Genomic DNA, 24,893 nt, shown 5'->3' with positions numbered 1-24,893 from the left:
TCTGTAAATATTGGCGGTGAAAATGTGAATCAATAATATACGAAATCTATTTCAATAGTTGAACAAATATTAGGAGGAACACATAGATGCTATTAAATAATATAGATAAAGAAAGCTGGATTATAGAAGCAACGATCTCAGATATGCAGGAAGCCATGGAACAGGGATGGATTAGCTCTGAAGAAATAACGCAGTTATATATAGATCGGATAAACAAGTATGATCCAAAACTTCGTTCGGTTCTTGAAATAAATCCTGATGCCGCTGAGATCGCTAGAAAGTTGGATGCAGAACGCCGGGAGCGAGGCGGTCGAGGAAAGTTACATGGAATTCCAATCCTACTGAAAGATAATATTGATACGGGAGACCGAATGCATACGAGTGCAGGATCTTTAGCCTTGGCCGATTCATATGCATCAGAAGATTCCTTTGTTGCTGCGAAGCTTAGGTCCGCTGGCGCCGTATTGCTAGGAAAAGCTAACATGACGGAATGGGCTAACTTCATGTCATCGACCATGTGGGCAGGCTACAGCTCAAAAGGAGGACTTGTGCTCAATCCGTACGGACCGGGAGAAGTATTCATTGGTGGGTCAAGCTCTGGCTCTGCAGCTGCAACAGCAGCCAACTTATGCGCAGCATCCATCGGTACCGAAACCTCTGGTTCAATTATAAGTCCATCTAGTCACACTTGTCTTGTTGGTATAAAGCCTACCGTGGGTTTAGTGAGTCGCAGCGGAATTATTCCTATTACGTACACTCAGGATTCTCCTGGTCCCATGACGAGAACGGTCGAAGATGCAGCGATTATTCTGAGTGCTTTAACCGGAGTAGACGAGAGAGACGAGAAGACTCTTGCCAGTGCAGAGCATGTGAATCAAGACTACACCCAATTCTTAGACAAGGACTATCTAAAGAAAGCAAGAATTGGTATTCCCCGGCACTACTATAAGGACCTAGATAAAGATAGACTAGAAGTCATAGAGGCAGCTATTGAAGTCATGAAAGAGAAGGGAGCGACAATCATCGATCCCGTTGAACTACCTAGCCAAGAAACATCATGGGACTTTCATGTTCTCCGTTATGAGTTCAAAAAGTATTTGAATGACTACTTAAGTAAGCTGGATGTTTCCATTCCTGTTCATTCCTTGGCCGATGTCATCGCTTTTAATAATGAACATGCGGAACAGACTTTAAAATACGGACAGGATGTCCTCGTGAAGTGTGAAGAGACTAGTGGCACCCTTACGGAACAGGAATACCTTGATAGTGTTCAGCAGAACATAGAACTTGCTGGCAAACAAGGAATTGATTACGTTCTTCGGGAGCATCAATTAGATGCCCTGATGTTCTTAGGTGACGAGGATTGTAATGATCTGGCTGCACGACTTGGTTACCCAGCCATCACCGTACCAGGTGGATATGCGAAAGATGGTGTTATTGCACCGGGAGGGTATAATACGAAAGGACCGCAGGGGGTTACATTTGTGAGTACATCCTTCAGTGAACCTACCCTGTTCAAAATAGCTTACGGTTATGAGCAGGCTACTCAATTTCGCCAACCTCCGATGATGGACGATTTGTGTCATGAGTCGAATAATGGGGAATAGTTGTAGAGAACCATTTTGGATTGCTTCATGGAATGAAACGCATGAGATGAAAGGGCGGTAATCGAATGACACGCAATTTACAACACGTGCCTTACGGGTATGAGCCACCTAAAGAAGGGGTTAAAGGTTCACTGATCTTTTATGATACATTTGAAAACATCCATGAGTCCGACCTACAAGTAGCTCTTGATCTACTTGATAACTTATCCTTTAAGAAACTCATTCTGTATCCGCTTCATGAGGAAACGGTAAAACGAATGTTCAAAGAACTATCCAGCGCGTTCCATAAGCGTGAGAAGCCGCTTGGGTACTGGGTGGAAGAGATTGGTCGTTCCGATGTAATCGTAGAATCCTGGGAAGGAAAAAGAAAGAAGTACACACCGATCGATGCGGCTCTTCGTCATCTGACGGAGAAATATCCAGCCCCGCATTTTCTTTTTTTGTCACCGGAAATGGCTAATGCTTTTGCTTCATTCTCATCATTCGAAGAATGGATTGTAAAGCTTAGATTAATTCTCACTGCTAAGCCAGATCATCCTCATCCGAGACTGGATAAATTCAGTCATCGCTGGGATACTATAGCAACAAAGTAAACATAAGAATTATACGTGGAATATGTGAAATAACAATGAATGTAACAAGAGCTGGTACCGATCAAAATCGGTTATCAGCTCTTTTTAGTGTAATTTAGGTTTATAAGACTCAATTTCGATAATAATATTCAATGTATGATATTTTACTATTTACAATAGTGTGTGTCGTACAGTATATTGAATGCAGGAGTTGATCATATGGCTGACGTGAATGAAATCATCAATGGATTAATGCAGGAATTAAGACGCGGAACCATTATTTTGGGTGTACTAAGCCAGTTGTCTGAGCCGCAATATGGCTACTCCCTTGTCACAGTGCTTGAGGAGAAGGGGATAAATGTAGATCCAGGAACGCTGTATCCACTTCTTCGGAGATTGGAGAAACAAGAGTTGCTTCAAAGTCAGTGGGACACCAATGACACAAGACCGAGGAAATATTACTCTCTTTCTCCGTTAGGCAAGGAAGTTTATGAACAACTTTGTGTGGAATGGAGAAGCTTGATTGGAAGTCTTGAAGGCTTGATTGATCATGGAGGAGGTTAATTAATGGATCTGGTGAAGAAGTACGTTTTTGCGGTAACTCAGAAACTTCCCGAACAACAAAGATCAGATATCGAGCAGGAATTAACAGGCTTGATTGAAGATATGCTGGAGCTGAGAGTTGGGGATGGAACCATTCATGAAAATGATGTGGAAGAAGTACTGATTGAGCTTGGCGATCCTTCAGAATTAGCAGCAAAGTATAGAGGGAAAGAGCGTTATTTGATCAGTCCGGAGATGTTCGATCCTTTTGTAACCGTTATGAAAGTGGTCCTTGTTTCAATTGCTATAGCGATAAGTGTAGCTTCAATCATTGAATTGATTTTGAACCCGACTGAAATTATGAAGCAGTTCGCGGAATATGTAGTTACTTTATTTACAGCATGTATCCAAGGCTTCGCGTGGGTAACCATCATCTTTGCTTTGGTAGAATGGAAGGGAGGCCGCAGTTCCAAACGCACATTAAATACGAAGAAATCATGGAGTCCATCTGATTTGCCATCGATCCCCAATCCAAGAACTCTTATTAAAGTAAGTGAGCCGATCTTCGGGATTATCATCTCGATCTTATCTTTAGTTTTATTTACTTTTGCATTAAATTTAGTCGGTGTACACAGATACAATGATGATTTGTACTGGGTAATACCCGTCTTTAATGAGGAAGTATTTAGTAAATATATTCCGTTTATTTGGGTGATTACTGCGATTGCAATCCTTAGAGATTGTTTGAAAATGATGACACGAAAGTGGACCCCTGAAATTGTTATCTCCCATCTCTTTTTCAATATCACGTCTCTGATTCTTATATTTGTGATGTTCTCTAATCCGTCCATTTGGAATGCTGATTTTATGAACCAATTAGAACATGCAGGGCTGATCAGTATGGGAAGTGAAGCGTATCAGACTGTGATGTCTATATGGAATAACACAACAAAAGGTGGATTGATCACTATAATTGCGATCATAACCATTATCGATTCTGTAAGTGTAGGGATGAAGCTGTATAGGAAATAATGATTAATCATTATCGACATTTACAAAGAGCAAAGAGGCGCCTTCCCATAGCGGTCGGTTGCCTCTTTGTTCTATATGATCCAGTATAAATGCTAAATGATATTTTTAAACCAATTCATTTCTTCTTCGAAGATATAAATACAGGATGACGCAGGTAGCTGAGCACAGAAGAGCAAGAAATCCGATAAATCCATAGCCCGCTTGAAGACCTATAATAGAGCTTTCTGCTTCACCGTATCTTTGGAATAGAGAACGAACCCCGTCAATAATTACACCAATGAGCAAATTCCCTATAACACTTGCTATTCCCATCAATGTAACTGTAAATGTAATTGCCGAATCTGTGCTGCTGGGATAACGTTTTGCGAGCAGCGCCATAACAGTAGGGTAGATCGGAGCAATTCCGATACCAGCGACAGCGAATAGAATGGCACCTTTCTGTCCGATAACAATAGCTATAAGTGTGCATATTCCTGAAAAAGCGGAGAATAGCATGATGGATACGGTATAACCAATTCGATCTGTTATCGGTCCGACAAATAATCGAGATAACATGAAGAAGAGAAAGAATATGGAGAGCATACTTGAAGCTGAGTCGATGGACCAGCCATATGCTTTTTCTAAGTAATAAACAAGCCAGCCCCCTACAGCCATCTCCGATACAACCCCGAACGACAAGACGGCAACAATGAGCCACGCAATCTTATCCTTAAAGAAGCGTTTAAGTGGTATCCGTTCACCAACCATTTGTTCATCCCCTGGGAACTTTCCGATTACAGAAGGGATAATTGGAAGTAGTGACAGAGATAGCATGATGAGATACATTCCTCGCCAACCAAGCTCACCGCCAAATACATTCCAACCCATCATGGATGATGCGATAATTGGCGCAACGGTAGAGCTAAGACCATAAAAGAAATGGGACAAGTTCATCATCGTGCCTGTGTTTTTTGTAAAGATTCGGGCAGCCATGATCGCAAGCCCGATTTCCAACATTCCGTTGCCTATGTACATAAGAAAATAAGATGCAGATAAGAAGGCATAGTTAGTAGACAAATACATGAGTATACCGGATATAGCCATTGAACTAAAGGCTAATATCCCAGTCCACTTAACTCCGATTCGTGATGATAAAATGCCTGTGAATGAACAAGCGATCAAATAGCCTAATGAATTAAAAGCAAGGAGTAATCCAAGCTGCATTTCATCAAGTTGAAATTCGGATTGCATTCTAGGAATAGCCGGACCTTTAATATTCTCAGAGAATCCAAAGATAAGAAATCCTCCAAATACAACGAGCAGCAGAATAAAGTAGTTCCATTTTGGATGAGCAAGTTTTTTGATCTTAGATGAATTTTGCAATCCGTAATCCCTCCGAGATGTTTACGTTTGATGTTGCATCCATAATACTACTTCATTCTTAGAGCAATAAGAATAATATTTCTGTAACTTTAGGAAGAGAATATGAGTGATAACAACAATAATGATCGATTGCAAGAAATTTAATAAAAAATATTTGACAAAAATGTGGCTTAAATGTGTCTGAAATATGTACAAAGGTGGTATAATAAGGTAAGATGTTTTGTAAGCACTTACATTATGACGGTCAATACACAGATAGGAGCGGATTTAATATGAACTATCAGATCAAATATGCCACTCGTATGAAAGAAGTTATTTTCTTATCCTTATTATTCAGCATTGTTATGTTTCAAATCGGTGTTTGGACGCAGCAGTCATATCCAGTATTGTTTTATGCTCAGATGCTTGTGAACTTGGTGATGGTCACAGCCCTGGTCATCGAATTTTACGCTAGAATGGTAAAACGTCGTGTTGAAATTCAGAATGATACAAGTACGATCAGAATACATGAAGAGACCATAAGAGCAGAAGACGTTGAAGTTATTCGCGTTTCTGGTTGCCGGAGTGCAGCATTTAGCTTTAAGTTAAAAGGTAAGAAGAGTCCAAGAGTTGCTAGTAACTTCAAATTCATGGATTCTAATTGTGAAGGAATTCGTGAAATAATACGCTGGGCAGAGCGTCATAATATTGAAGTCATAAAGATTGGACCACAATCGTCGATGACGCGGATCTGAGTTTTCTATAGTAATATTAAATTAATAATTACAGGTAGAAGAAACCGCATGAACAATCTGTTCATGCGGTTTTAAATATGTTTATGAGTCCGCGGATCGTTCAATATGTTCTTCAAACCAGCGTACAATATGACGAAGTCTCCTTACACGTAGGTGCGGATGACCGCTTCTGGATAAATTGTGATCAGCTCCAGGAAAACGAATGAGCTGGGTTTCTTTATGAAGGCGCTTTAGGGCGATAAACAGCTGTTCGCCTTGCTCAATTGGACATCTCAAATCTTGTTCACCATGAAGAATAAGCAGAGGGGTGTGAACGTTATTCACATAAGCAAGAGGTGAATGCTTCCACAGTTTCTCGAAATGATCCCAAGGGTTACCCCAAATCTGATCTTCTGTGAAATAATATCCGATATCGCTTATGCCATAAAAAGAGATCCAGTTAGAAATCGATCGCTGCGTGACCGCTGCTTTAAAGCGATCTGTGTGACCGACAATCCAGTTCGTCATAAACCCACCATAGCTTCCGCCGGTTACCCCTAAACGTGATTCATCGATATAGGAGTAAGTCTTTAATATATGATCTACGGATTCCATGAGATCTTGGTAATCCCGTCCTCCGTAATCGCCGCGCACTGTGTTTACATGTACCTGTCCATAGCCGTGACCTCCACGAGGATTCGTATAGAAGACAGCATATCCAGATGCTGCAAGCAATTGGAACTCCTGCATGAATGTGTGACCGTACATCGCTTGTGGGCCACCATGGATTTCTAACACAGCTGGAACTTTGGAGCCTTCAACGAAATGAATTGGTTTGATGATCCATCCTTGAATCGGCCAACCATCAGAAGTTTCAAAAGTGAATTCTTCGGGTTCACTCAGTTGTAGTTCATCTAAGAAGGATTCATTCCACCGCGTTAGTCTACTTTCTTCCCCGCGATTACGATTGTATGTAAAAAGATCACCGGGTTGCATAGGATCTGCGGCAGCGAATATCAGATTCTCCTCAGAGGTAAGTGCGAATTGGTAGACCTCTCGATCACCGCTGATCGTAACTTGATGCTCTAAACCATCAAGTGTGAATCGACCAATATGCACACTACCATTTCGGCTGAGTTGTACATATACCGATTTTTGATCCTTACTGAACTGCGGTGGAGACCCGGCTCCAGACCTCATATCACTCACACAGCTATGTCCCAGCTGAATATCTAGTTCATCAAACAGTACTTGATATGAACAATCGTTTACTGAGATAAGGTAGATTCTAGTCAGAGTAGCGAATCCATGTGATAAGTCATCAGCCAGCATAAGTATGGACTGTCCATCGGGTGTGTAAGAAATAAAGTCAATGGCGAGGGATCCGTCTGTTAGCTGCTTCTTAGACTTATTGACCAGATCTAGAGTGAATAAGATCATTCGTCAGCCTAAGGTCTGGATCAGGATAATGATCAGCTGAAGACGCAGTGGTGAAAGCAATCTCTAGTCCATCTGGAGACCAAGCGAAAGAGCCTATATCATAAGCGCCTTCTGTAAGCTGTGCGCTTTCCTTATTTGTTAGGTCGAATAGAAACAAATGACTTCGACGACCATTCCATAAACCTCCACCGTCTGATTTGAACTTCATACGATCAATAATTATCTCTTCGGGTAATTGTGGTGTGTCGTTCTTCTCAACATCCAGCTCTGAAGAAAGTACACTTGCAGCTTCCGATTTGATAAGGAGAGAAGAGCCGTCAGGAGACCACTTAAATGTGCTCACCCCATACTTATAATCCGTCATTGCAAGAGCTTCACCCCCATGAGCCGGCATGATCCACACTTGACTTACGCCTTCTTTATGACGAAGAAAAGCGAGCTGAGATCCGTCTGGAGACCATGCAGGTACGGTATCCTGTACTCCTGTTGTAAAAGGAATATCGTGAGTCCCATCTGCATTCATCAATCGGATATGGGAGTGGTATCCGTCATGTTTATCATTTACTTTCCTTAAGACGTAGGCGACGGCACCGTTCTCAGGAGAAACGACAGGATCATTCACCCACTGTATTTGGTACAAGTCTTCGGCAGTGATGGCGCGTTTATCATTCATGCTGTTATTCCCCCTAGTTCATAGTGTTGACCATGATTATATACCACATTATCCCAGATAAAACATTCAAAATCTATCTATTACAAAGAAAAAACCAGTTGCTTAATCAGCAGCTGGTTAATAATTAGTCTCTTGACCTGAAATGCGTTTCATACATTATGCTTGGATGGTGAAAAAGAGTCACCAAAGGAGGAAATGAAATGAATGAGCATAAGAAAATGATCTTTTTTGATATAGATGGCACCTTGCTAGATCATGATAAAAACATACCACCTTCCACTAAAGCTGCCATAAAGGAGTTAAAGGCGAATGGTCATGAGGTTGCGATTGCAACGGGCAGATCTCCATTTCTATTCAAGGATCTCCTAGAAGAACTTGAGATTGATTCTTATGTTAGCATGAATGGGCAATATGTGGTGTACAAGGGAGAAGTCATTTATACACATCCCATTCCTTCTGAAGTGCTTCAGTCGTTGACTGCATTTGCTGTTCGTTCAGACCAACCAATTCTTTATGTCAGTGAAGAGCATATGAGAATGAATGTGGCCAAACATATACGTGTAGATTCAAGTTACGGTCCTTTGAAGATTGAGATGCCAGAATATGATCCGCATTATTATATGAATAGAGAGATATATCAGGCGATTGTATTTTGTACCGAGCAAGAACAGGTCTTATACGAACAGGAATATAAGGATATACTTCGTTTTGTGCGTTGGGATGAGTTTGCTACAGACGTCTTACCGCTTGGAGGCTCTAAAGCCGCAGGAATTGAGCGTATGATCAATCATCTTGGGATTAACCGCAAAGAGGTTGTAGCCTTTGGAGATCATTACAATGATCTTGAAATGCTACAGTATGTTGGACACGGTGTAGCGATGGGGAATGCACAACCGGAGGTTAAACAAGTAGCAAAATATATAACGAGTGATGTTGACCAAGATGGGATCATGAAAGGGCTTATGCAGCTTAATTTAATCTCCTCTGCAGGGATGTCTGCGGTATAGAACTACGCTATCATCCTTTTGACATGTTATATTAAATGAATAATGAAGGATGAAGGAGAATAAATCCATGAATAGCGATTTTATAGCCTATTGTTTATCCAAAAAGGGAGCAATTGAAGACTACCCGTTCGGCCCAGAACCGCTTGTGATCAAGGTTGGAGGGAAGATGTTTGCATTGATCTCCAAATCGGAAAATAAGCAAATATCGAGCATATCCCTAAAGTGTGATCCTCTTATTGCTGAGAACCTGCGAGAGCAACATAGCGCAGTACAGCCAGGTTATCACCTAAATAAAAAACATTGGAATACCGTTACTATAGATGGTTCATTAACAGATTCTGACCTTCACGATATGATCAATCATTCCTATGATCTGGTGGTTAAAAGCTTGCCTAAATCGATCCGAATTACAATAAACGAAGGCAAAGTGCCCTCAGCCACAATCTACGAGGATAAAGAATGAAAAATACGATTACCGATATAGCCAAGATTGCAGGAGTGGCAAAAAGCACGGTATCCCGTTATTTAAATGGTGGATCCGTTAGTGACGCTACCCGTAGAAAGCTTGATCAAGTGATCCAAGAAACAGGATATACTCCCAATACATTTGCTCAAAGCCTAAAGGCGAAGAAGACGAATATGATTGGAGCCATCGTTCCGAGGCTTGACTCTTTCTCTGCCTCTCAATCGGTTACCGGCCTTGATGAAGAGCTTAGGTCTCAGGGCTACCAGCTGCTCATTGTGAATACAAGCCAAGATTTAATTCGGGAAATAGAAGCACTATATGATCTGGCCAGACAGAAAATTTCGGGCATTATTCTATTTGCTACACAGGTCACAGAAGCTCATTTGACAGCGATTCAAGAAATAGAGGTTCCGGTTATCCTTCTTGGTCAACAGCATCCGGATGTTCATAGCATGGTGTATGACGATTATGGTGCAGGTTATGATGTGGGTCAGTATATCTTGAATAAAGGACATAAGCAGATCGCTTATCTTGGTGTCACTGAGAAAGATGTAGCCGTTGGTGTTCATCGAAAACAAGGCTTTCAAGATGCTATCCACAAACGTGCTGATGTTGAAGTGAATTTTTATGAGAGTGGCTTTAAAATGTCAGATGCCGTTATAGCAGCCTCATCCATTCTAGATCAAAGTAACCCATCTATAATTGTATGTGCTACGGATAACATTGCACTGGGTGTCATGAAGGCTGCTTACATGAAAGGAATAAGGATTCCTGAACGGTTATCCGTTACTGGATTCGGCGGTTATGACGTCACTGAAGTGATTCATCCAAGCCTTACAACGGTTAAATATGGTTATTCGCAGTCAGGTCGATTGGCTGCATTAAATATCATAAAACTAGTGAGAGAAGAATCCGTGAAACCATTAACAATTCTTGGATATGATTTTATGGATCGTGAAAGTGTTGACAGCGTTTGAAATAATCATTTATACTAAATGCGGAACCGGTTCCAAAAAGGATAACAAAAGCTTTTTTGGAACTGAGTTCATTTTTTTACTCATGAATGGAACCGGTTCCGTTGTATCTGTTTTTTAAAGTTAGATATTAATAATTCTTTGTAAAGGAGAAGAGAGATGGACAGAGAACAGAAATATCGGCTTCTCACACAGGCTTCTCCCGAAGAGATTGCCGCTTTAACTGATCTGGTTGCACGAAGTCCATGGCGTCAGAAATTCCATGTTCAGCCTGCAACCGGACTATTGAATGATCCCAATGGATTTTGTTTCTATGCAGGAGAGTATCATCTCTTCTATCAATGGTTTCCACTCGGGACGTATCATGGAATGAAATACTGGTATCATACCAAGTCCAAGGATCTCGTGTTTTGGCATAATGAAGGTATCGCCATTGCTCCCGGTGATCCGATTGATTCCCATGGTGCCTACTCGGGAAGCGGGATTGTTAAAGATAACAAGCTTTACTTGATGTACACAGGTAATACTCGGGATCAAGACTGGAACAGACAACCTTATCAATGCTTAGCCACTATGAATGAAAGCGGTTTAGTTAGAAAAAGAAGCGAACCCCTTATAGCTAATATTCCACAAGGATATACCGATCATTTTCGTGATCCGAAGGTATGGAAAGACGAAGATATGTATCGCTGTGTGATTGGTTCCCAAAGGCGAAACCTTACAGGAGCTGCGGTAGTATACGAATCGCCTGACCTAATAAAGTGGCAGCTCCGAGGAGAGATAAAGACTGGATTGAACGGTTTCGGTTATATGTGGGAATGCCCAGATTATTTTGAATTGGATGGCAACGGTGTACTCATCTTCTCACCTCAAGGGTTGCGTCCAGAGGGAGAGCGTTATCACAATATATACCAATCAGGATTTGTATTAGGAAGGCCGCTGAACCGAGATACATTAGAGTTTGATCATGGAGATTTTGATGAGCTGGATCGTGGATTTGATTTCTATGCACCTCAGACGATGGAGGATGAGAAGGGACGCCGGATTCTGGTTGCATGGATGGGTCAGCCTGAAGTTGACTACCCAACGGATTCGCATGGATGGGCTCACTGTCTTACCATCCCAAGAGAACTCAAAATCGATCAGGGCAAGTTAATACAACAGCCGGTTCCAGAACTCCGACTCCTACGGGAGCAATCTATGGAGATAAAGGACAAGATTACGAATGAAGTTCGTACCTATAAGCGACTCGCTGGAACCTGTTACGAAATGATATGTGAATTTCATGATATAAAGGCGGATGTTGTAGGGATTTCAATTCGTGCTAGTGAGCATGAACAGACGGTGATTAAATATGACAGGAAGCGCAGCACACTAACGCTGGATCGATCCGCATCCGGTGAACCTGTTGGTCAAGAATATGGAATGACTAGATCGTGTCATATGGATGGAGAGCAGCTAAAACTTCATCTCTTTGTAGATATATCCTCAGTGGAGTTATTTGTTAATGATGGGTCAGAGGTATTTACGAGTAGAATCTTTCCGCAGCCCGGAAGTGAGGGGATACGAGTGTTCACCGAAGGAGGCAGTGCTGATATAGCAGTAACGAAGTGGGATCTTAAACAAGCCGTAGACTTAAAGAAAGGGGAGTATTAGGATGGCGGACAATCGGGAAATCGCAAAATCAGTAGTGGAGGCAATCGGTGGGAGGGAGAACATCGCTTCTTTCGCTCACTGTGCAACTAGACTTCGTATCATGGTGCATGATAAGGAGAAGATTGACCAGGAGAAAGTGGAGAATATCGATAAGGTTAAAGGTGCATTTTTCAACTCAGGTCAGTATCAAATCATCTTCGGTACTGGTACGGTCAATCAAATATTTGAAGCCGTTGAAAGCCTAGGGCTTGAGAGTACAAGTAAAGATGAGTTGAAGAAGGAATCAAAAAAATCAGGCAATGCTTTTCAACGGGCCATCCGTACATTTGGTGATGTGTTCGTGCCGATTATTCCCGTATTGGTCGCAACAGGGCTATTCATGGGGCTTAGGGGGCTGCTGACACAAGAACAAATGCTTGCTTGGTTTGGTGCAACCCCAGCAGACATTTCTCCTAATTTCCTATTATTCACTCAGGTGCTCACAGATACGGCGTTCGCCTTTCTACCTGCGTTAGTGGCATGGTCTGCCTTCAGGGTGTTTGGAGGTAGTCCGGTTCTAGGGATTGTGCTCGGATTAATGCTTGTTAATCCTGCTCTTCCAAATGCTTATGAAGTAGCTAATGGTTCATCAGAAGCACTTATTTTCCTTGGATTCATTCCTGTTGTAGGTTACCAGGGGTCCGTGCTTCCCGCATTTTTCATGGGACTCATAGGGGCAAAGTTCGAACGTTTTCTTAGAAAAAGAATTCCGGAAGCGCTGGATCTAATCGTAACTCCATTCCTAACACTTGTGGTTATGATTGCGCTTGGACTATTTGCCATTGGTCCGGTATTTCACTCGGTTGAAGAGGTTGTTCTAAATGCAACGACATACTTGCTAGAGCTTCCTTTTGGACTGGCGGGGCTTATCATTGGCTTCTTTAATCAGATCATTGTGGTCACAGGTGTGCACCATATTTTTAATTTTCTAGAAATCCAGTTGCTAGAGCGCACGGGTGCTAATCCTTTTAATGCGATTGTTACAAGTGCAATGGCTGCTCAAGGGGCAGCTTGCCTAGCTGTGGGCTTGAAGACCAAGAATAAGAAGCTAAAGGCGCTTTCTCTTCCATCGTCATTCTCTGCTTTTCTAGGTATTTCAGAGCCAGCTATCTTCGGGGTTAATCTTCGATATGTCAAACCATTTGTGATGGGGCTTATCGGTGGTGGTGTTGGTGGTTTTATGGCTTCATTGTTACAGTTAAAAGCGACAGGCATGGCTGTAACGGTTATACCAGGAACGCTCTTGTACTTGAACAGTCAGCTCCCACTTTATATCCTGTGTAACTTAGTTGCGATGGGTGTTGCGTTCACATTAACTTGGTTCTTTGGATTTAATGATCGAATGCTTAATGACGTTTCTAACAAAAAATAGATTTTTTCTGCCTGAGAACATTGTATAATGATGGACAAGAAGCTGAATAGCGAGGAGTCATACATCAATGTTTAGAGGGTGGAAATTGTCTGTACTCGGGATAATCGTTGTAGGTATCACGGCAGCGGTCGCTCCGCAGTTCGGTCTGATCGATTATGGCCGGTCTATTTCAATGTTTATATTGTTCGTTCTATTTATAGGAGCGCTTGAAATAATGGAACACTTGAGGAATCGCAGAAAAAAAGATTCGTAAATCACATTAGGAAATTCAGGTGCACCTTACTTCAAAACGTGATATATTTAAAAAAACTACTATGTGTAACTGGCGTAACATGGAATACCATGAGGGAGCACATAGATAACAGCCGTACGCCTGGGCAGAGGTAAAGCGATTCTAATCAGAATCGCTTTACCTCTTTGTGTTTTATTAACATAAATGTCGAAAGGGCTGATTAGGATGAAGAACGAACCGTTGATTTTGGATGGTAACCAAGTAGCGAGTAATATTAAAGAGGCATTGAAGGATCGTGTAAACCATTTGGTACAAAAAGGTGTAACACCTTGTCTTGCCACGATTCTTGTTGGGGATGACCCTGCTTCTGAAACATATGTCCGCATGAAAGGTAACGCCTGCAAAAGACTTGGAATTGATTCCAAACGGGTTGTGTTGGAGGCGTCTACTTCTACGAAGGAGTTGATCAATGTTATTCAAGATCTGAATACTGATCCCTCCGTACACGGAATATTGCTGCAGCATCCTGTTCCTCATCATATTGATGAACGTGCTGCGTTTGAAGCTATTTCTATTGAAAAAGATGTGGATGGCGTCACAATGCTAGGGTTTGCACAAAATGCATTTGATCAGGCTGCATTTCCTTCATGTACTCCTGCAGCCATTCTAGCTATTATGGACGAATACCAGCTTCCTATGGAAGGAAAGCATGCCGTTGTTGTTGGCAGAAGTCCAATCCTCGGTAAGCCAGTATCCTTGATGCTTCTGAACCGAAATGCTACGGTTACAATCTGTCATTCGAGAACACAGAACTTGGACCAATTGGTCTCTCAAGGGGATATTGTTGTGGCTGCAGTTGGTAAACCGAACTTTATCCAAGGAGACTGGATTAAGCCAGGTGCTGTGATTATGGATGCAGGCTATAATGAAGGGAACATAGGAGACTGTGATTACGAGGCGTGTTATGAGCGTGCAAGTGCGATAACGCCCGTTCCAGGTGGAGTAGGCCCAGTGACGATTGCAACACTTCTCAAGCATACTGTTGATGCAGCAGAGAAGAGTGCTGTGAAGTAATACTTACCATAATGAAAAAGAAGACAAAAAAACCCCGAATTTAACAAATTCGGGGTTTTTCTGAGTTAGATCATGAATGCATCACCAATGGTTACAAGGGTTATTCAACTATGGTGTAAAATAATCCCACACATTTTATGTGCTACAATGGGTAATAAATTTGAAATGATTAGATCAGGGAGGGCGAATATGGATTGGTTGGCTGTACAGCCCTATTACAAAATTCAAAGAGAGATTGGAAGTACGGAGCAAATCATGTATGAGGATAACAGGACATTGTATTTGTACCGCGATCGGATTGTAACGCAGTATCGTGAATTTAAGGTTGCAGATGTATTCGACTTGTCCTATCGTCAGATGGGAAAGGCTGGCGGCTTTCTATACTTGCATACGAAATTCGGCGTATATTCCTATACGGTGAAAGATAGCCCGGAGCGTTTCATTCAAGCTTTTAAAAATCTGTAACACATATACCTTAAACGCTTGTTTACTCGTCTAGGTGATAAAGAATTCGGATATATTCTCGTGGTAAAAAGAATCGAGTGCTTTCTGTTTCCATTGGATTATGAGTGTTTATATTATCATTGTAGCTAAATGGTGAGACCGTAGAATCAGGATAATGGATCCGGCTGATGTAGTTGTCTAGAAGGACTGCACCCATAAGTAGAACAGCGAATAGCAATACGCAAACTGTGATTTTTCGGATGATCATTCTTTATCACTCCTCACTTAAGAGTGATGCCCAATTGAATTATTTTCATTCATTTTTCTTTTGACAAAAACGCTGAATTTAAGATATACTGGTTCACAGTTTGAAGTTGTACGCTAATTACATATGGAAGTAACCGGAGGAGCCTGCCAACAGCGGGCTCTTTTTGCGTTTTTTCGGTCTTACGATCTTTGTATTGGCAATACTAAGGGAAGATTAACATTTTTGGGCTAAGGAGGAATCAACTTGTCGCTGCTTCACGTCGCCATTATGGTACCGATATTTTATGCCGTTCTGGTACCTCTGCTTTACAAGTACATGAAACGAGTACACACAGGATGGTTTATTCTACCTGTTCCTGCCTTATTATTTGCGTATTTCATTGGCAGGATCCCTTCTATACAAGATGGGGAAGGTGTACTTTCAACCTTACGGTGGATCCCTTCATTAGGTATTAACTTCACCGTATATCTGGATGGGCTAAGCTTGTTATTTGCACTACTGATTACAGGGATTGGTATGCTTGTTGTCTTCTATTCCGTGTTTTATATGGATAAGAACAAAGAAGCAATCCATCGCTTTTATGTTTATCTGCTTCTGTTCATGGGAGCTATGCTCGGCGTTGTGTTATCAGACAACGTAATGGTGCTTTATGGATTTTGGGAATTGACAAGTGTATCGTCTTTTCTTCTAATCGCTTTCTGGCATACGCGTGATCGTTCCAGATACGGGGCATTAAAGTCCATGCTCATCACTGTATTTGGTGGTCTTGCTATGTTTACTGGATTCCTGATGCTATCCATCATGTCAAACAGTATGAGTGTTCGTGAAATCATAGCTAATAGCAGTGAGATAACAAGTCATGGATTATTTATTCCTGCTATGATTCTTATTCTGCTCGGGGCATTTACGAAATCAGCTCAGTTTCCATTTCATATTTGGTTACCTGACGCAATGGAAGCACCTACACCTGTCAGTGCTTATCTCCACTCTGCTACGATGGTTAAAGCAGGACTGTATTTGGTTGCCCGCTTTAGTCCTGTGTTCGCAGGTCAAGCCGAATGGTTCTGGATTGTAACAGCCGTGGGATTAACCACACTCATTTATGGCTCAATTCGAGCTATTAAACAGACCGATCTTAAAGCTCTATTAGCATTCTCGACCATAAGTCAGCTAGGTCTAATTATGAGCTTGCTAGGTCTTGGTTCCGCCGCCGCATTTTACTCGGGGAATCCAGACTCCCTTATCTACACAAAAGCAACAACCGCAGCGATCTTCCATCTTATCAATCACGCTACATTTAAAGGTGCATTGTTTATGGTGGTAGGTATCGTTGACCATGAGACAGGTACGCGTGATATCCGCAAGCTTGGCGGCTTGATGTCACTGATGCCCATCACTTTTACGATCGCTGCAATAGGTGCATTCTCGATGGCAGGATTACCACCGTTTAATGGTTTTCTAAGTAAAGAAATGTTCTTTACGGCTGTGCTTCACGCCACGGAAATGAATTTCTGGAATGCGGAGACATGGAGTATTCTCATTCCTGTTGTGGCTTGGGTAGCAAGTGTATTTACATTCCTGTACAGCATGATCTTGGTGTTCAAAACTTTTACAGGGAAGTTTCAACCGAACAAGCTTAATAAGAAACCTCACGAAGCTCCACTCGGCATGCTTATTCCACCAGTGATCTTGGCTTCGCTTGTCGTATTGTTCGGGCTATTCCCAAACATTTTGTCATACTCGTTGATCGAGCCTGCAATGGCAGCTATTATGCCAGATATGCTAACACCGGGTGATAAATTCCTCGTGAAGATCGAGTTCTGGCACGGCTGGACTACAGAGATCTTTATGACGATTGGAATTATCATTCTAGGGACGATCCTTTACAAGCTTTATGGAAAAGTACGCTTGTTAAACAGACCGTTATTTAACCGAATCACTTTTAATCGCGCTTACGACAGTGGTCTCTCTACATTAGAGCGTGGAGGTCATAAGATTACAGGAACATATATGACTGGATCCATTCGTCACTATGTCATCTATATATTTGCATTTATGATCGCGCTATTAGGTTACGCTATCGTATATATAGGTGGTATTAAGATTGATACCTCGAACTTTGCTCCTGTGTCGTTTTATGAGGCAATCGTTATTATCGTCCTTGTTGTTTCCGTGCTGGCACTTCTATTTGTCCGCACACGACTTGTAGCGATTATCTTGACCGGTATGTCAGGTTATATGGTTACACTGTTCTTTGTTATCTTCAGAGCGCCGGATCTGGCACTTACTCAGATGATTGTAGAGACGGTCTCCGTTATGCTGTTCCTGCTCTGCTTCTATCATTTGCCGAAACTGAAGAAGGAGAAAGTTAAACTTAGTTTCAAATGGACAAATGCGCTCATTTCTGCAGGTGTTGGTATCGTGATGACATTGATCGCATTAGGAGCTTCCAGCGGCAGAATGTTTGAACCTATTTCAGATTTCTTCATCAATGGAAGTAAAAAACTCGCGGGAGGTAAGAACGTAGTTAACGTTATTCTCGTTGACTTCCGTGGATTTGATACGATGCTTGAAATTACGGTACTCTGTGTTGCTGCACTTGCAATATATGCAATGATTAAGATTGATCCAGGTGATGCGATACTGGGACAGAGAGAGCGGAGACTTGATATTGTTCTTCCGAATAGCAATGACGTCATCTTAAGAACCATCTCGAAGGTTGTCATTTTTATCGTACTGACATTTGCGCTGTATCTTTTCCTTGCAGGGCATAACAGTACAGGTGGCGGCTTCATTGGTGGGCTCATGACTGCATCTGCCTTAGTGCTTTTATCTATGGCTTTTGGTATGGATGTAAGCCGAAAGATCGTTCCAGTAAACTACAGAGCGATGGCAGCGATTGGCCTTCTAATTGCGTACCTTACAGCTATGGGATCATTTTTGTTTGGTGCACCATTCCTCAGCCATGCTTTTAATCATTTTGATCTACCACTGCTTGGTGATACGGAGCTGGCGACCGCTGTATTATTCGACTTAGGTGTATATTTGGCGGTCGTTGGAGTCACCATGACGATTATTTATTCAATTGGGAGGGACGACTAGCCATGGAATTATATATGTCACTTGCCATCGGCGTCTTGTTCGCCGTCGGGGTTTACTTGATTCTCTCCAAAAGTTTACTCCGTATCATTTTGGGAACGTCCCTATTAACGCATGGGATCCATTTATTGCTACTCACGACAGCTAGATTGAAGACAGGGGCAGCACCGCTTTTAGGAGAGCAAGCAGAATCTTATGTAGATCCGCTCCCACAAGCGCTGATACTGACGTCCATCGTTATTAGTTTCGGTGTGACATCGTTCTTTTTCGTGCTAGCTTATAAGGCATATCAGCGGCTCGGAACAGATGATATGGAAGAGTTAAGGGGGAATGAAGATGAATAACCTGATCGTTCTCCCACTTCTGATCCCTTTATTAACTGCAGTCGTTCTCATATTCCTGCCCAAGCAGGTTAAAGCGCAGCGGTGGATCAGTATAATCAGTGTTGTAATTAATATTATCTCTGTTGTCATTTTGATTGGACAGGTGCAGGACAAGGGAATACAGACTCTTTACATGGGGGGATGGATGCCGCCATACGGGATTGTATTTGTAGCGGATATGTTTGCAGCACTGCTTGTATTAACGACGCTTGTCGTAGCGGCAGGCTGTCTCTTGTATGCCTTCCGTACGATAGGGGAACAGCGTGAAAAGTATTATTTTTACCCTTTTGTTCAATTCATTCTTGCAGGTGTGATCGGCTCTTTTCTGACGGGTGATCTATTTAACCTGTTTGTATGCTTTGAAGTTATGCTCATCGCTTCGTATGCATTGATTGTACTTGGGGGTACGAAACGGCAGCTTAGGGAGACGCTGAAATATGTGTTGATTAATATCATCTCATCGAGCTTATTCGTCGCAGCGATGGCGTATCTGTATGGAGTAGTGGGTACGCTGAACATGGCTCATTTATCCGTTCGAGTGGCTGAAGCTGGGCAGGGTGGGATCCTGAATGTGATCGCGATCATGTTCTTGATCGTTTTCGCTTTAAAAGCTGGATTGTTCCTATTTTTCTGGTTACCGGGTTCATACAGTGTTCCTCCAACCGCTGTAACGGCTTTGTTCGGGGCACTGCTGACGAAGGTCGGATTGTATGCGATCATTCGAACCTTTACGCTTATCTTTTATCACGATCAAGGGTTCACTCATAACATCATTGCATGGATGGCGGCAGCCACGATGATATTAGGTGGACTAGGAGCTGTAGCTTACAAGGACATTCATCGAATTCTCAACTATAACGTTATCATTAGTGTCGGCTTCATCGCTTTTGGTTTAGCGGTGGCCACAAAGGAATCACTAGATGGCACAGTGATGTATCTCATGCATGACATGATTGCAAAAGCGTTGATGTTCATTTTGGGAGGGATGATCATTGCTGCTGCAGGCACGAACAAGCTAAGCGAGATGGGCGGATTGATCAAGCGTTATCCACTCATTGGCTGGATGTTCTTCATCTTGGTACTGGCGCTCGTTGGTATACCTCCTCTTAGTGGCTTCCCTGGTAAAGTACTGATGGTACGTGGTGGTCTGAGTGAAGGCGAAATATGGCTCACGATTGTTGCTGTTGCCTCAAGCCTGCTCGTGCTATACTCCTTGATTAAAATGTTTATGGGAGCATTTTGGAAGGAAGATCACTTACTTCCTGTCCGGGATTTGAAAAAGTGGCATAGTACGGCTTACATTTCTGTGATCGGATTGTTCATTTTAGTTATTGGTCTCGGCTTGGGTTCGGAGTGGATCTATTCCTTTGCCGGACAGGCGGGTGAGGTATTAGCGAATCCGTCCATATACATCGATGCTGTATTAAAGGAGTAGTGTAGATGGGCCATCAAATTTTACTAAATCTAATTATTGCCTTTGTCTGGATGTTTCTTTATTCGGACTGGTCTGCTAAGCAATTCATAGTTGGCTACATGATTGGTGCAGCGCTCATAGGTTTGCTCAATCGGTTTTGGCCACATGATTTTTATCTGCGGAAGTTGTGGGCGGTCATCGCTCTTCTCTTGCTATTCCTGAAGGAACTATTTAAATCAAGCTTTACGGTCATTGGTCAGATCATTAGACCGAAACTGAATATTCGCCCAGGGATTTTTGAATACGAAACTGAATTGAAGACAGATTGGGAGATCACCGTACTATCCTGTCTAATCTGCTTAACACCGGGGACGCTGACGATGGAAGTCTCACATGATAAAAAGAAGCTTTATATTCACGCGATGGATATCGAGGACAAAGGTGAAGTTGTTCAGCAGATCAAAGATAGTTTCGAGAAGGCGATTCTGGAGGTGACGCGGTAATGTTGAATACGCTGCTTATTATTTCACTTGCCGTCCTGTCCCTCGCCATTCTTGGGTGCTTATATCGGTTAATAAAAGGACCTTCCATGAATGACCGGATCATGTCACTAGATACGATCGGGATTATCTTGCTGTCTATGATCGCTGTTCTCTCGATGCTGTTTCGAACAGAAGCATATCTAGACATCATCTTGTTAATTGGTATTCTGACTTTCATAGGCACAACAGCCTTAGCGAGATATATTGAAAGGGGTGATGTCATTGAACGGAGTAACGATGAGTGAAATTGGAGAATTACTGCTCGGTATCGTCATATTGCTAGGTGCTTTGATAAGTGCTTTAAGTGCGTTCGGGTTAATTCGTCTGCCTGATGTGTACTTGCGTTCACATGCGGCGACGAAAAGCTCAACGCTCGGTGTGCTTCTCATTTTATCAGGTGCATTTCTGTACTTTGCATTTTATGTTGAGCATATTAGCGCAAAGCTTCTGCTTGGCATCATCTTCGTATTTATTACCGCTCCAGTAGCGGGTCATCTTAACGGGAGAGCAGCTTATCGTTCCGGGGTTCCGTTATGGAGTGAGAGCACGAACGATGATCTTCGCCCTGCACTGGAGAAAGAATATATGGATATACAGCAAGAGAAGCAAACTGAGCGTACACTTAATAAATAACTTATTGACTTCATTTCATCGCATAGCGATAATCACTCTAAAGGAGCTGATCTATTGCTAAGAGTGTGCATGAATCGTAATGAATTCAATTTGCTAGAGGAGCATCGCCTAGGGGACGTCTGTTTTGCCCCATTAATTCAAGCTTTCAAGGAAGCGAGAATGCGTGGTGAGGAAGAGAGACGTTTCTATGATGGACTGACACATGGACAGCAGCTATTGTTCATGTACCGTGTATACTACGACCACGTGCATCATTCACCGGAAGAGTTGTTTTGGTGGAGTGCCTACTTTCTGGCTCAACCACCGAAATGGATGGCTTTAAAAGGGAGCTTACGTTTCTTCGGAGGAGAAGAGGCGTCAGTGCTGCTGGAGAGTATTGAATTCTATCTGAAGGCCAAAGGCTACCCTAGTAGTCTCGAAGGATTCAAGGTATCTCGAACAGATGTGGCAGAGGATCCAGAGCTGTTGAATTCATTCAGTGCATTCTATGAAAAGTTCTTACAATGTGATGAAGTGATTCATCACAAGATTGCTCAGTATATTCACACTGACCCTGAGGAGTTTGTGCAATTCGTATAATAGAATCAATGCTAAAAGGCCACCTGAGGAGGATTCCTCGAGTGGCCTTCTTTTATAAGTAGCCACGCTATTTAAGCGTGATGATAACGATTCTCTAATTTTTTACCGGCGAGCCATAGCAGCCAGAGCACGCCAACGGCAATGAGTATTCGCCACGGTTGCTGAACAAACCCTTGCCAATCATGACCGATGAAAGCAACCATAAAGATCATGACCGATTTACCTGCCATTACGGCAATAATGAAGGTAGTCATGGATACAGTACTTATACCCGATGCAACATTGATAAGTGCCGATGGCGTAAATGGGAAACAATAGAGTATAAAAATAGGCGTGAAACCCTTTTCTTCAATCCAGTGAAAGAAACGCTGTGTACCGGGCATTCGCTTTTGAATATAGAGTCCAAGCTTACCACCTAATTTACGCGATAACCAGAAGACTGCAATAGCACCAGCACACACGCCGATCCATGAGAATAGAAACCCCCACCACAAGCCATAGGCGGCTGCATTGCCCATCACAATGACAATAAGAGGTAGAATGGGAAGAAAAGCTTCAATGAAAGAAAGAAGTATGCCTGGAAGCGGACCCAAGCTAGAGTATTCTTGAAGCCAGGATTCGACTTGATTCATATCTATATTTTTCAAAAAGGTAAAAGCTTGCTCAATCCAATCCATCATGATGAGTACGATCTCTCCCTGTCGATACCTGGTTTTAACTCGCGTTAGTCACTTTATATGTATCTGAGCCATTTGAATTCTTGTATGAAATACAACGAATTTCATTATAGCATATTACCCTATATTGCTGCATCTGAGTTAACTTTGATAGCGCATTAATTCCTTGTTACGTGTCGATATGCTTATATTTATGTATAATCATGCACGAACCTAAGGCTCGTGATACATTGTTCCGATTTGAACAATGTATCAAATTCCTATATTATTATTAAGTAAAATTTCGATAATTATCGCACTAGCGGTGATATTCTACATTGAAGGAGTCCTAAGTATGGCCAAAACGCATCGAAAACTGTCTATCGGCGAAATCATTAAACGTTTTATTTTTATTACGATCGGGGCTGTAGCCATGGCAGTTGCCCTGGAAATCTTCCTCGTTCCGAATACCATTATTGATGGAGGTATCACGGGTATTTCAATGGTACTATCCAAGATTACCCCCGTTGCACTTGGTGCATTCCTCTTTATCTTTAACTTACCATTTCTGTTTATCGGATATAAACAAATTGGCAAGACGTTTGCTTTATCTGCGTTGTACGGAATTATCGTGCTATCTGTTACGACGGTGTTACTACATGATGTTCAACCCTTTACGAATGAGACGATCCTCGCTGTTCTCTTTGGTGGTCTTATTCTTGGTTTCGGGGTAGGTCTTGTTATCCGTTACGGTGGTGCACTTGATGGTACGGAAATCGTGGCCATTCTTCTCTCGAAAAAGCTGCGTCTTCCTGTTGGTCAAATTGTCATGTTTATCAATGTCTTTATTTTTATTGTGGCCGGTTTCGTATTTGGAGCGGATTCAGCGATGTTTTCCATCTTCACGTATTACATCGCAGCAAAGGTTATGGATATTGTCGTAGAAGGTTTAGACGAGTCTAAGTCTGTTACGATTATATCGAGCGACTATGAAGAGATATCTGATGCAATCAATGATCGTTTAGGCCGGAGCACAACACTTTTGTATGGTAAAGGTGGATACTCGAAGGAAGAGACTCAAATGATCTATTGCGTAGTCAACAGACTTGAAGTATCTAAGCTAAAAACAGTCGTTCAGGAAATTGATAAGAATGCTTTCATATCCATTCAAAATGTTGCAGATGTTCTCGGTGGTAGCATCGTAAAAAAAGATATTCATTAAACCTCAAAATCCCTGCTTACGTGGAGTACCACGAGCAGGGATTTTGTTTTGAATCATATCTTATTTTCGAACTTCGAAAAACTCGCATTGCTCACGCTTATGATAATCAAGGGAACTGACCCCTGACTGAGTCACGATGGTATCGTCCGTGAAGCGAATCACGATGGTTCCGGAATCGATGAGATGATTATCTTTAAATATCCGTATTTTATATTTATGATCCACGGCTTCCTGAAAATCCTGATCTGTATTCAGAGGTCTGACAATAGGCATGAGCGCGTATTCTCCTTTAAGATTGACATTTGTTTTAGAGTGGAGGGTTGGAGTGACATTTGCGACATACAGGGAAATAAGTATCGTTCCCACCAATGACGATCTGTTCGCCAGTGTACACCGGCTTTCCATCTTTTACACGAAGGTTCATGATCGCTTTACGTTCACAAAACCAGCAAATGGTTTTCATTTCCTCAATTTTATCAGCGTAGGTCAGCATGTAGCGACTTCCCTCAAAAAGTTGATTCTGGAAATCGTTCTTAAGTCCAAAGCCCATTACCGGAACGTCTAACTCATCCACGATCCGTACAAGCTGTAGGATGCTGTCTTTGCTTAGGAACTGACACTCATCCACAAGAACACAAAAAGGTTTCGGCTGATGATTGCGTACTATCCCGAATATATCCGTATCTTCAGTAATTGGGGTAGCTTGTCGTCTAAGACCGATACGAGAGGAAACATAACCAACTTCATCCCGATGATCTAAAGCGGAAGTAAAGATGAGAACAGGTTTGTTCTGCTCTTCGTAATTATGTGCAACCTTCAAGATCTCAATGGATTTACCACTATTCATAGCTCCGTACTTGAAATATAACTGTGCCATTTTTATTTCCTTTC

28 protein-coding genes and 1 riboswitch are annotated in these 24,893 nt (G+C 42.1%); of the genes, 21 read left to right on the top strand and 7 right to left on the bottom strand.

Annotated features, from left to right (window positions below; genetic code table 11):
• Positions 1-86 precede the first annotated feature (86 nt).
• The 4 genes from AC3WJJ_RS08525 to AC3WJJ_RS08510 all read left to right on the top strand — a co-directional run bounded on the left by AC3WJJ_RS08525 (position 87) and on the right by AC3WJJ_RS08510 (position 3,754).
• Positions 87-1,607: an amidase family protein gene (locus tag AC3WJJ_RS08525; protein ID WP_492539739.1), complete on the top strand. Its 1,521-nt coding sequence runs from the start codon at positions 87-89 to the stop codon at positions 1,605-1,607.
• A gap of 65 nt (positions 1,608-1,672) precedes the next feature.
• Complete coding sequence (locus tag AC3WJJ_RS08520; RefSeq protein WP_492539737.1) at positions 1,673-2,200, top strand: hypothetical protein; 528 nt, start codon at positions 1,673-1,675, stop codon at positions 2,198-2,200.
• A gap of 198 nt (positions 2,201-2,398) precedes the next feature.
• Positions 2,399-2,743: a PadR family transcriptional regulator gene (locus AC3WJJ_RS08515; protein WP_422657050.1), complete on the top strand. Its 345-nt coding sequence runs from the start codon at positions 2,399-2,401 to the stop codon at positions 2,741-2,743.
• A 3-nt stretch (positions 2,744-2,746) separates the two neighbouring features.
• Positions 2,747-3,754, top strand: coding sequence for an HAAS signaling domain-containing protein (locus AC3WJJ_RS08510; RefSeq protein ID WP_492539735.1), 1,008 nt, complete (start codon positions 2,747-2,749; stop codon positions 3,752-3,754).
• A gap of 105 nt (positions 3,755-3,859) precedes the next feature.
• On the opposite strand, the gene AC3WJJ_RS08505 is transcribed toward AC3WJJ_RS08510, so the two are convergent.
• Positions 3,860-5,116, bottom strand: coding sequence for an MFS transporter (locus tag AC3WJJ_RS08505; protein ID WP_492539733.1), 1,257 nt, complete (start codon positions 5,114-5,116; stop codon positions 3,860-3,862).
• A 272-nt stretch (positions 5,117-5,388) separates the two neighbouring features.
• On the opposite strand from AC3WJJ_RS08505, the gene AC3WJJ_RS08500 reads away from it, so the two are divergent.
• A complete protein-coding gene (locus AC3WJJ_RS08500; RefSeq protein ID WP_422657044.1) occupies positions 5,389-5,850 on the top strand; it encodes a hypothetical protein in 462 nt (153 codons plus the stop codon).
• Positions 5,851-5,931: 81 nt separating this feature from the next.
• On the opposite strand, the gene AC3WJJ_RS08495 is transcribed toward AC3WJJ_RS08500, so the two are convergent.
• Positions 5,932-7,269: a S9 family peptidase gene (locus AC3WJJ_RS08495; protein ID WP_492539730.1), complete on the bottom strand. Its 1,338-nt coding sequence runs from the start codon at positions 7,267-7,269 to the stop codon at positions 5,932-5,934.
• Positions 7,238-7,942: a TolB family protein gene (locus AC3WJJ_RS08490; RefSeq protein ID WP_492539729.1), complete on the bottom strand. Its 705-nt coding sequence runs from the start codon at positions 7,940-7,942 to the stop codon at positions 7,238-7,240. Before AC3WJJ_RS08490 ends, AC3WJJ_RS08495 begins: the two co-directional genes overlap by 32 nt.
• Before the next feature lie 200 nt (positions 7,943-8,142).
• On the opposite strand from AC3WJJ_RS08490, the gene AC3WJJ_RS08485 reads away from it, so the two are divergent.
• The 8 genes from AC3WJJ_RS08485 (at position 8,143) to AC3WJJ_RS08450 (ending at position 15,227) form a co-directional block, all read left to right on the top strand.
• Positions 8,143-8,949: a Cof-type HAD-IIB family hydrolase gene (locus AC3WJJ_RS08485; protein WP_492539727.1), complete on the top strand. Its 807-nt coding sequence runs from the start codon at positions 8,143-8,145 to the stop codon at positions 8,947-8,949.
• Between the two features lie 67 nt (positions 8,950-9,016).
• Positions 9,017-9,412 (top strand): MmcQ/YjbR family DNA-binding protein, encoded by a 396-nt coding sequence (locus tag AC3WJJ_RS08480; protein WP_492539725.1) that lies wholly within the window; start codon positions 9,017-9,019, stop codon positions 9,410-9,412.
• Positions 9,409-10,392 carry a LacI family DNA-binding transcriptional regulator gene (locus tag AC3WJJ_RS08475; RefSeq protein WP_492539723.1) on the top strand — a complete coding sequence of 328 codons (984 nt, stop codon included), beginning with the start codon at positions 9,409-9,411 and terminating at the stop codon, positions 10,390-10,392. The genes AC3WJJ_RS08480 and AC3WJJ_RS08475 overlap by 4 nt, the downstream gene beginning before the upstream one ends.
• A 156-nt stretch (positions 10,393-10,548) precedes the next feature.
• Positions 10,549-12,045: a glycoside hydrolase family 32 protein gene (locus AC3WJJ_RS08470; protein WP_492539721.1), complete on the top strand. Its 1,497-nt coding sequence runs from the start codon at positions 10,549-10,551 to the stop codon at positions 12,043-12,045.
• Between the two features lies 1 nt (position 12,046).
• Positions 12,047-13,456 carry a sucrose-specific PTS transporter subunit IIBC gene (locus AC3WJJ_RS08465; protein ID WP_492539720.1) on the top strand — a complete coding sequence of 470 codons (1,410 nt, stop codon included), beginning with the start codon at positions 12,047-12,049 and terminating at the stop codon, positions 13,454-13,456.
• A gap of 67 nt (positions 13,457-13,523) precedes the next feature.
• Positions 13,524-13,709 (top strand): hypothetical protein, encoded by a 186-nt coding sequence (locus AC3WJJ_RS08460; RefSeq protein WP_492539718.1) that lies wholly within the window; start codon positions 13,524-13,526, stop codon positions 13,707-13,709.
• A 55-nt stretch (positions 13,710-13,764) separates the two neighbouring features.
• Positions 13,765-13,842: riboswitch (ZMP/ZTP riboswitch) on the top strand.
• A 71-nt stretch (positions 13,843-13,913) separates the two neighbouring features.
• Positions 13,914-14,762 carry a bifunctional 5,10-methylenetetrahydrofolate dehydrogenase/5,10-methenyltetrahydrofolate cyclohydrolase gene (locus AC3WJJ_RS08455; protein WP_492539716.1) on the top strand — a complete coding sequence of 283 codons (849 nt, stop codon included), beginning with the start codon at positions 13,914-13,916 and terminating at the stop codon, positions 14,760-14,762.
• 189 nt (positions 14,763-14,951) lie between these two features.
• The gene (locus tag AC3WJJ_RS08450; protein ID WP_492539714.1) at positions 14,952-15,227 is read left to right on the top strand and encodes a hypothetical protein; all 276 of its coding nucleotides are present in this window, start codon (positions 14,952-14,954) and stop codon (positions 15,225-15,227) included.
• A gap of 22 nt (positions 15,228-15,249) precedes the next feature.
• Here AC3WJJ_RS08450 and AC3WJJ_RS08445 read toward each other — a convergent pair whose 3' ends face one another.
• Positions 15,250-15,474 carry a hypothetical protein gene (locus AC3WJJ_RS08445; RefSeq protein ID WP_492539712.1) on the bottom strand — a complete coding sequence of 75 codons (225 nt, stop codon included), beginning with the start codon at positions 15,472-15,474 and terminating at the stop codon, positions 15,250-15,252.
• A gap of 243 nt (positions 15,475-15,717) precedes the next feature.
• Between AC3WJJ_RS08445 and AC3WJJ_RS08440 the strand changes: the two genes are divergently transcribed.
• From AC3WJJ_RS08440 to AC3WJJ_RS08410, 7 genes are all read left to right on the top strand, one after another.
• On the top strand, positions 15,718-18,576 hold the full coding sequence (locus tag AC3WJJ_RS08440) for a Na+/H+ antiporter subunit A (RefSeq protein WP_492539710.1): 2,859 nt from the start codon (positions 15,718-15,720) through the stop codon (positions 18,574-18,576).
• Positions 18,577-18,578: 2 nt separating this feature from the next.
• Positions 18,579-18,917 carry a Na(+)/H(+) antiporter subunit C gene (locus AC3WJJ_RS08435; protein ID WP_422657032.1) on the top strand — a complete coding sequence of 113 codons (339 nt, stop codon included), beginning with the start codon at positions 18,579-18,581 and terminating at the stop codon, positions 18,915-18,917.
• Positions 18,910-20,391 (top strand): Na+/H+ antiporter subunit D, encoded by a 1,482-nt coding sequence (locus AC3WJJ_RS08430; protein WP_492539708.1) that lies wholly within the window; start codon positions 18,910-18,912, stop codon positions 20,389-20,391. Before AC3WJJ_RS08435 ends, AC3WJJ_RS08430 begins: the two co-directional genes overlap by 8 nt.
• 5 nt (positions 20,392-20,396) lie before the next feature.
• Positions 20,397-20,873 carry a Na+/H+ antiporter subunit E gene (locus AC3WJJ_RS08425; RefSeq protein ID WP_492539706.1) on the top strand — a complete coding sequence of 159 codons (477 nt, stop codon included), beginning with the start codon at positions 20,397-20,399 and terminating at the stop codon, positions 20,871-20,873.
• Positions 20,873-21,157: a Na(+)/H(+) antiporter subunit F1 gene (locus AC3WJJ_RS08420; protein WP_422657029.1), complete on the top strand. Its 285-nt coding sequence runs from the start codon at positions 20,873-20,875 to the stop codon at positions 21,155-21,157. Before AC3WJJ_RS08425 ends, AC3WJJ_RS08420 begins: the two co-directional genes overlap by 1 nt.
• The gene (gene mnhG, locus AC3WJJ_RS08415; protein ID WP_492541965.1) at positions 21,150-21,545 is read left to right on the top strand and encodes a monovalent cation/H(+) antiporter subunit G; all 396 of its coding nucleotides are present in this window, start codon (positions 21,150-21,152) and stop codon (positions 21,543-21,545) included. Before AC3WJJ_RS08420 ends, mnhG begins: the two co-directional genes overlap by 8 nt.
• Before the next feature lie 69 nt (positions 21,546-21,614).
• Positions 21,615-22,124, top strand: coding sequence for a hypothetical protein (locus tag AC3WJJ_RS08410; RefSeq protein ID WP_492539704.1), 510 nt, complete (start codon positions 21,615-21,617; stop codon positions 22,122-22,124).
• Positions 22,125-22,195: 71 nt separating this feature from the next.
• Here AC3WJJ_RS08410 and AC3WJJ_RS08405 read toward each other — a convergent pair whose 3' ends face one another.
• Positions 22,196-22,804, bottom strand: a complete 609-nt coding sequence (locus tag AC3WJJ_RS08405; protein ID WP_422657027.1) for a TVP38/TMEM64 family protein — start codon at positions 22,802-22,804, stop codon at positions 22,196-22,198.
• Between the two features lie 331 nt (positions 22,805-23,135).
• Here AC3WJJ_RS08405 and AC3WJJ_RS08400 point away from each other — a divergent pair, with 331 nt between their 5' ends.
• Positions 23,136-24,002 carry a YitT family protein gene (locus AC3WJJ_RS08400; RefSeq protein WP_492539702.1) on the top strand — a complete coding sequence of 289 codons (867 nt, stop codon included), beginning with the start codon at positions 23,136-23,138 and terminating at the stop codon, positions 24,000-24,002.
• A gap of 60 nt (positions 24,003-24,062) precedes the next feature.
• Here AC3WJJ_RS08400 and AC3WJJ_RS08395 read toward each other — a convergent pair whose 3' ends face one another.
• Positions 24,063-24,275: a hypothetical protein gene (locus AC3WJJ_RS08395; RefSeq protein WP_422657025.1), complete on the bottom strand. Its 213-nt coding sequence runs from the start codon at positions 24,273-24,275 to the stop codon at positions 24,063-24,065.
• A gap of 34 nt (positions 24,276-24,309) precedes the next feature.
• A complete protein-coding gene (locus AC3WJJ_RS08390) occupies positions 24,310-24,879 on the bottom strand; it encodes a thymidine kinase (protein ID WP_492539700.1) in 570 nt (189 codons plus the stop codon).
• Between the last annotated feature and the right edge of the window lie 14 nt (positions 24,880-24,893).

The organism is Paenibacillus sp. FW507-14B1B, assembly GCF_058781425.1.
Note: the sequence above shows the minus strand (reverse complement) of the source record. Positions and strands in the feature narration are given on the sequence as shown.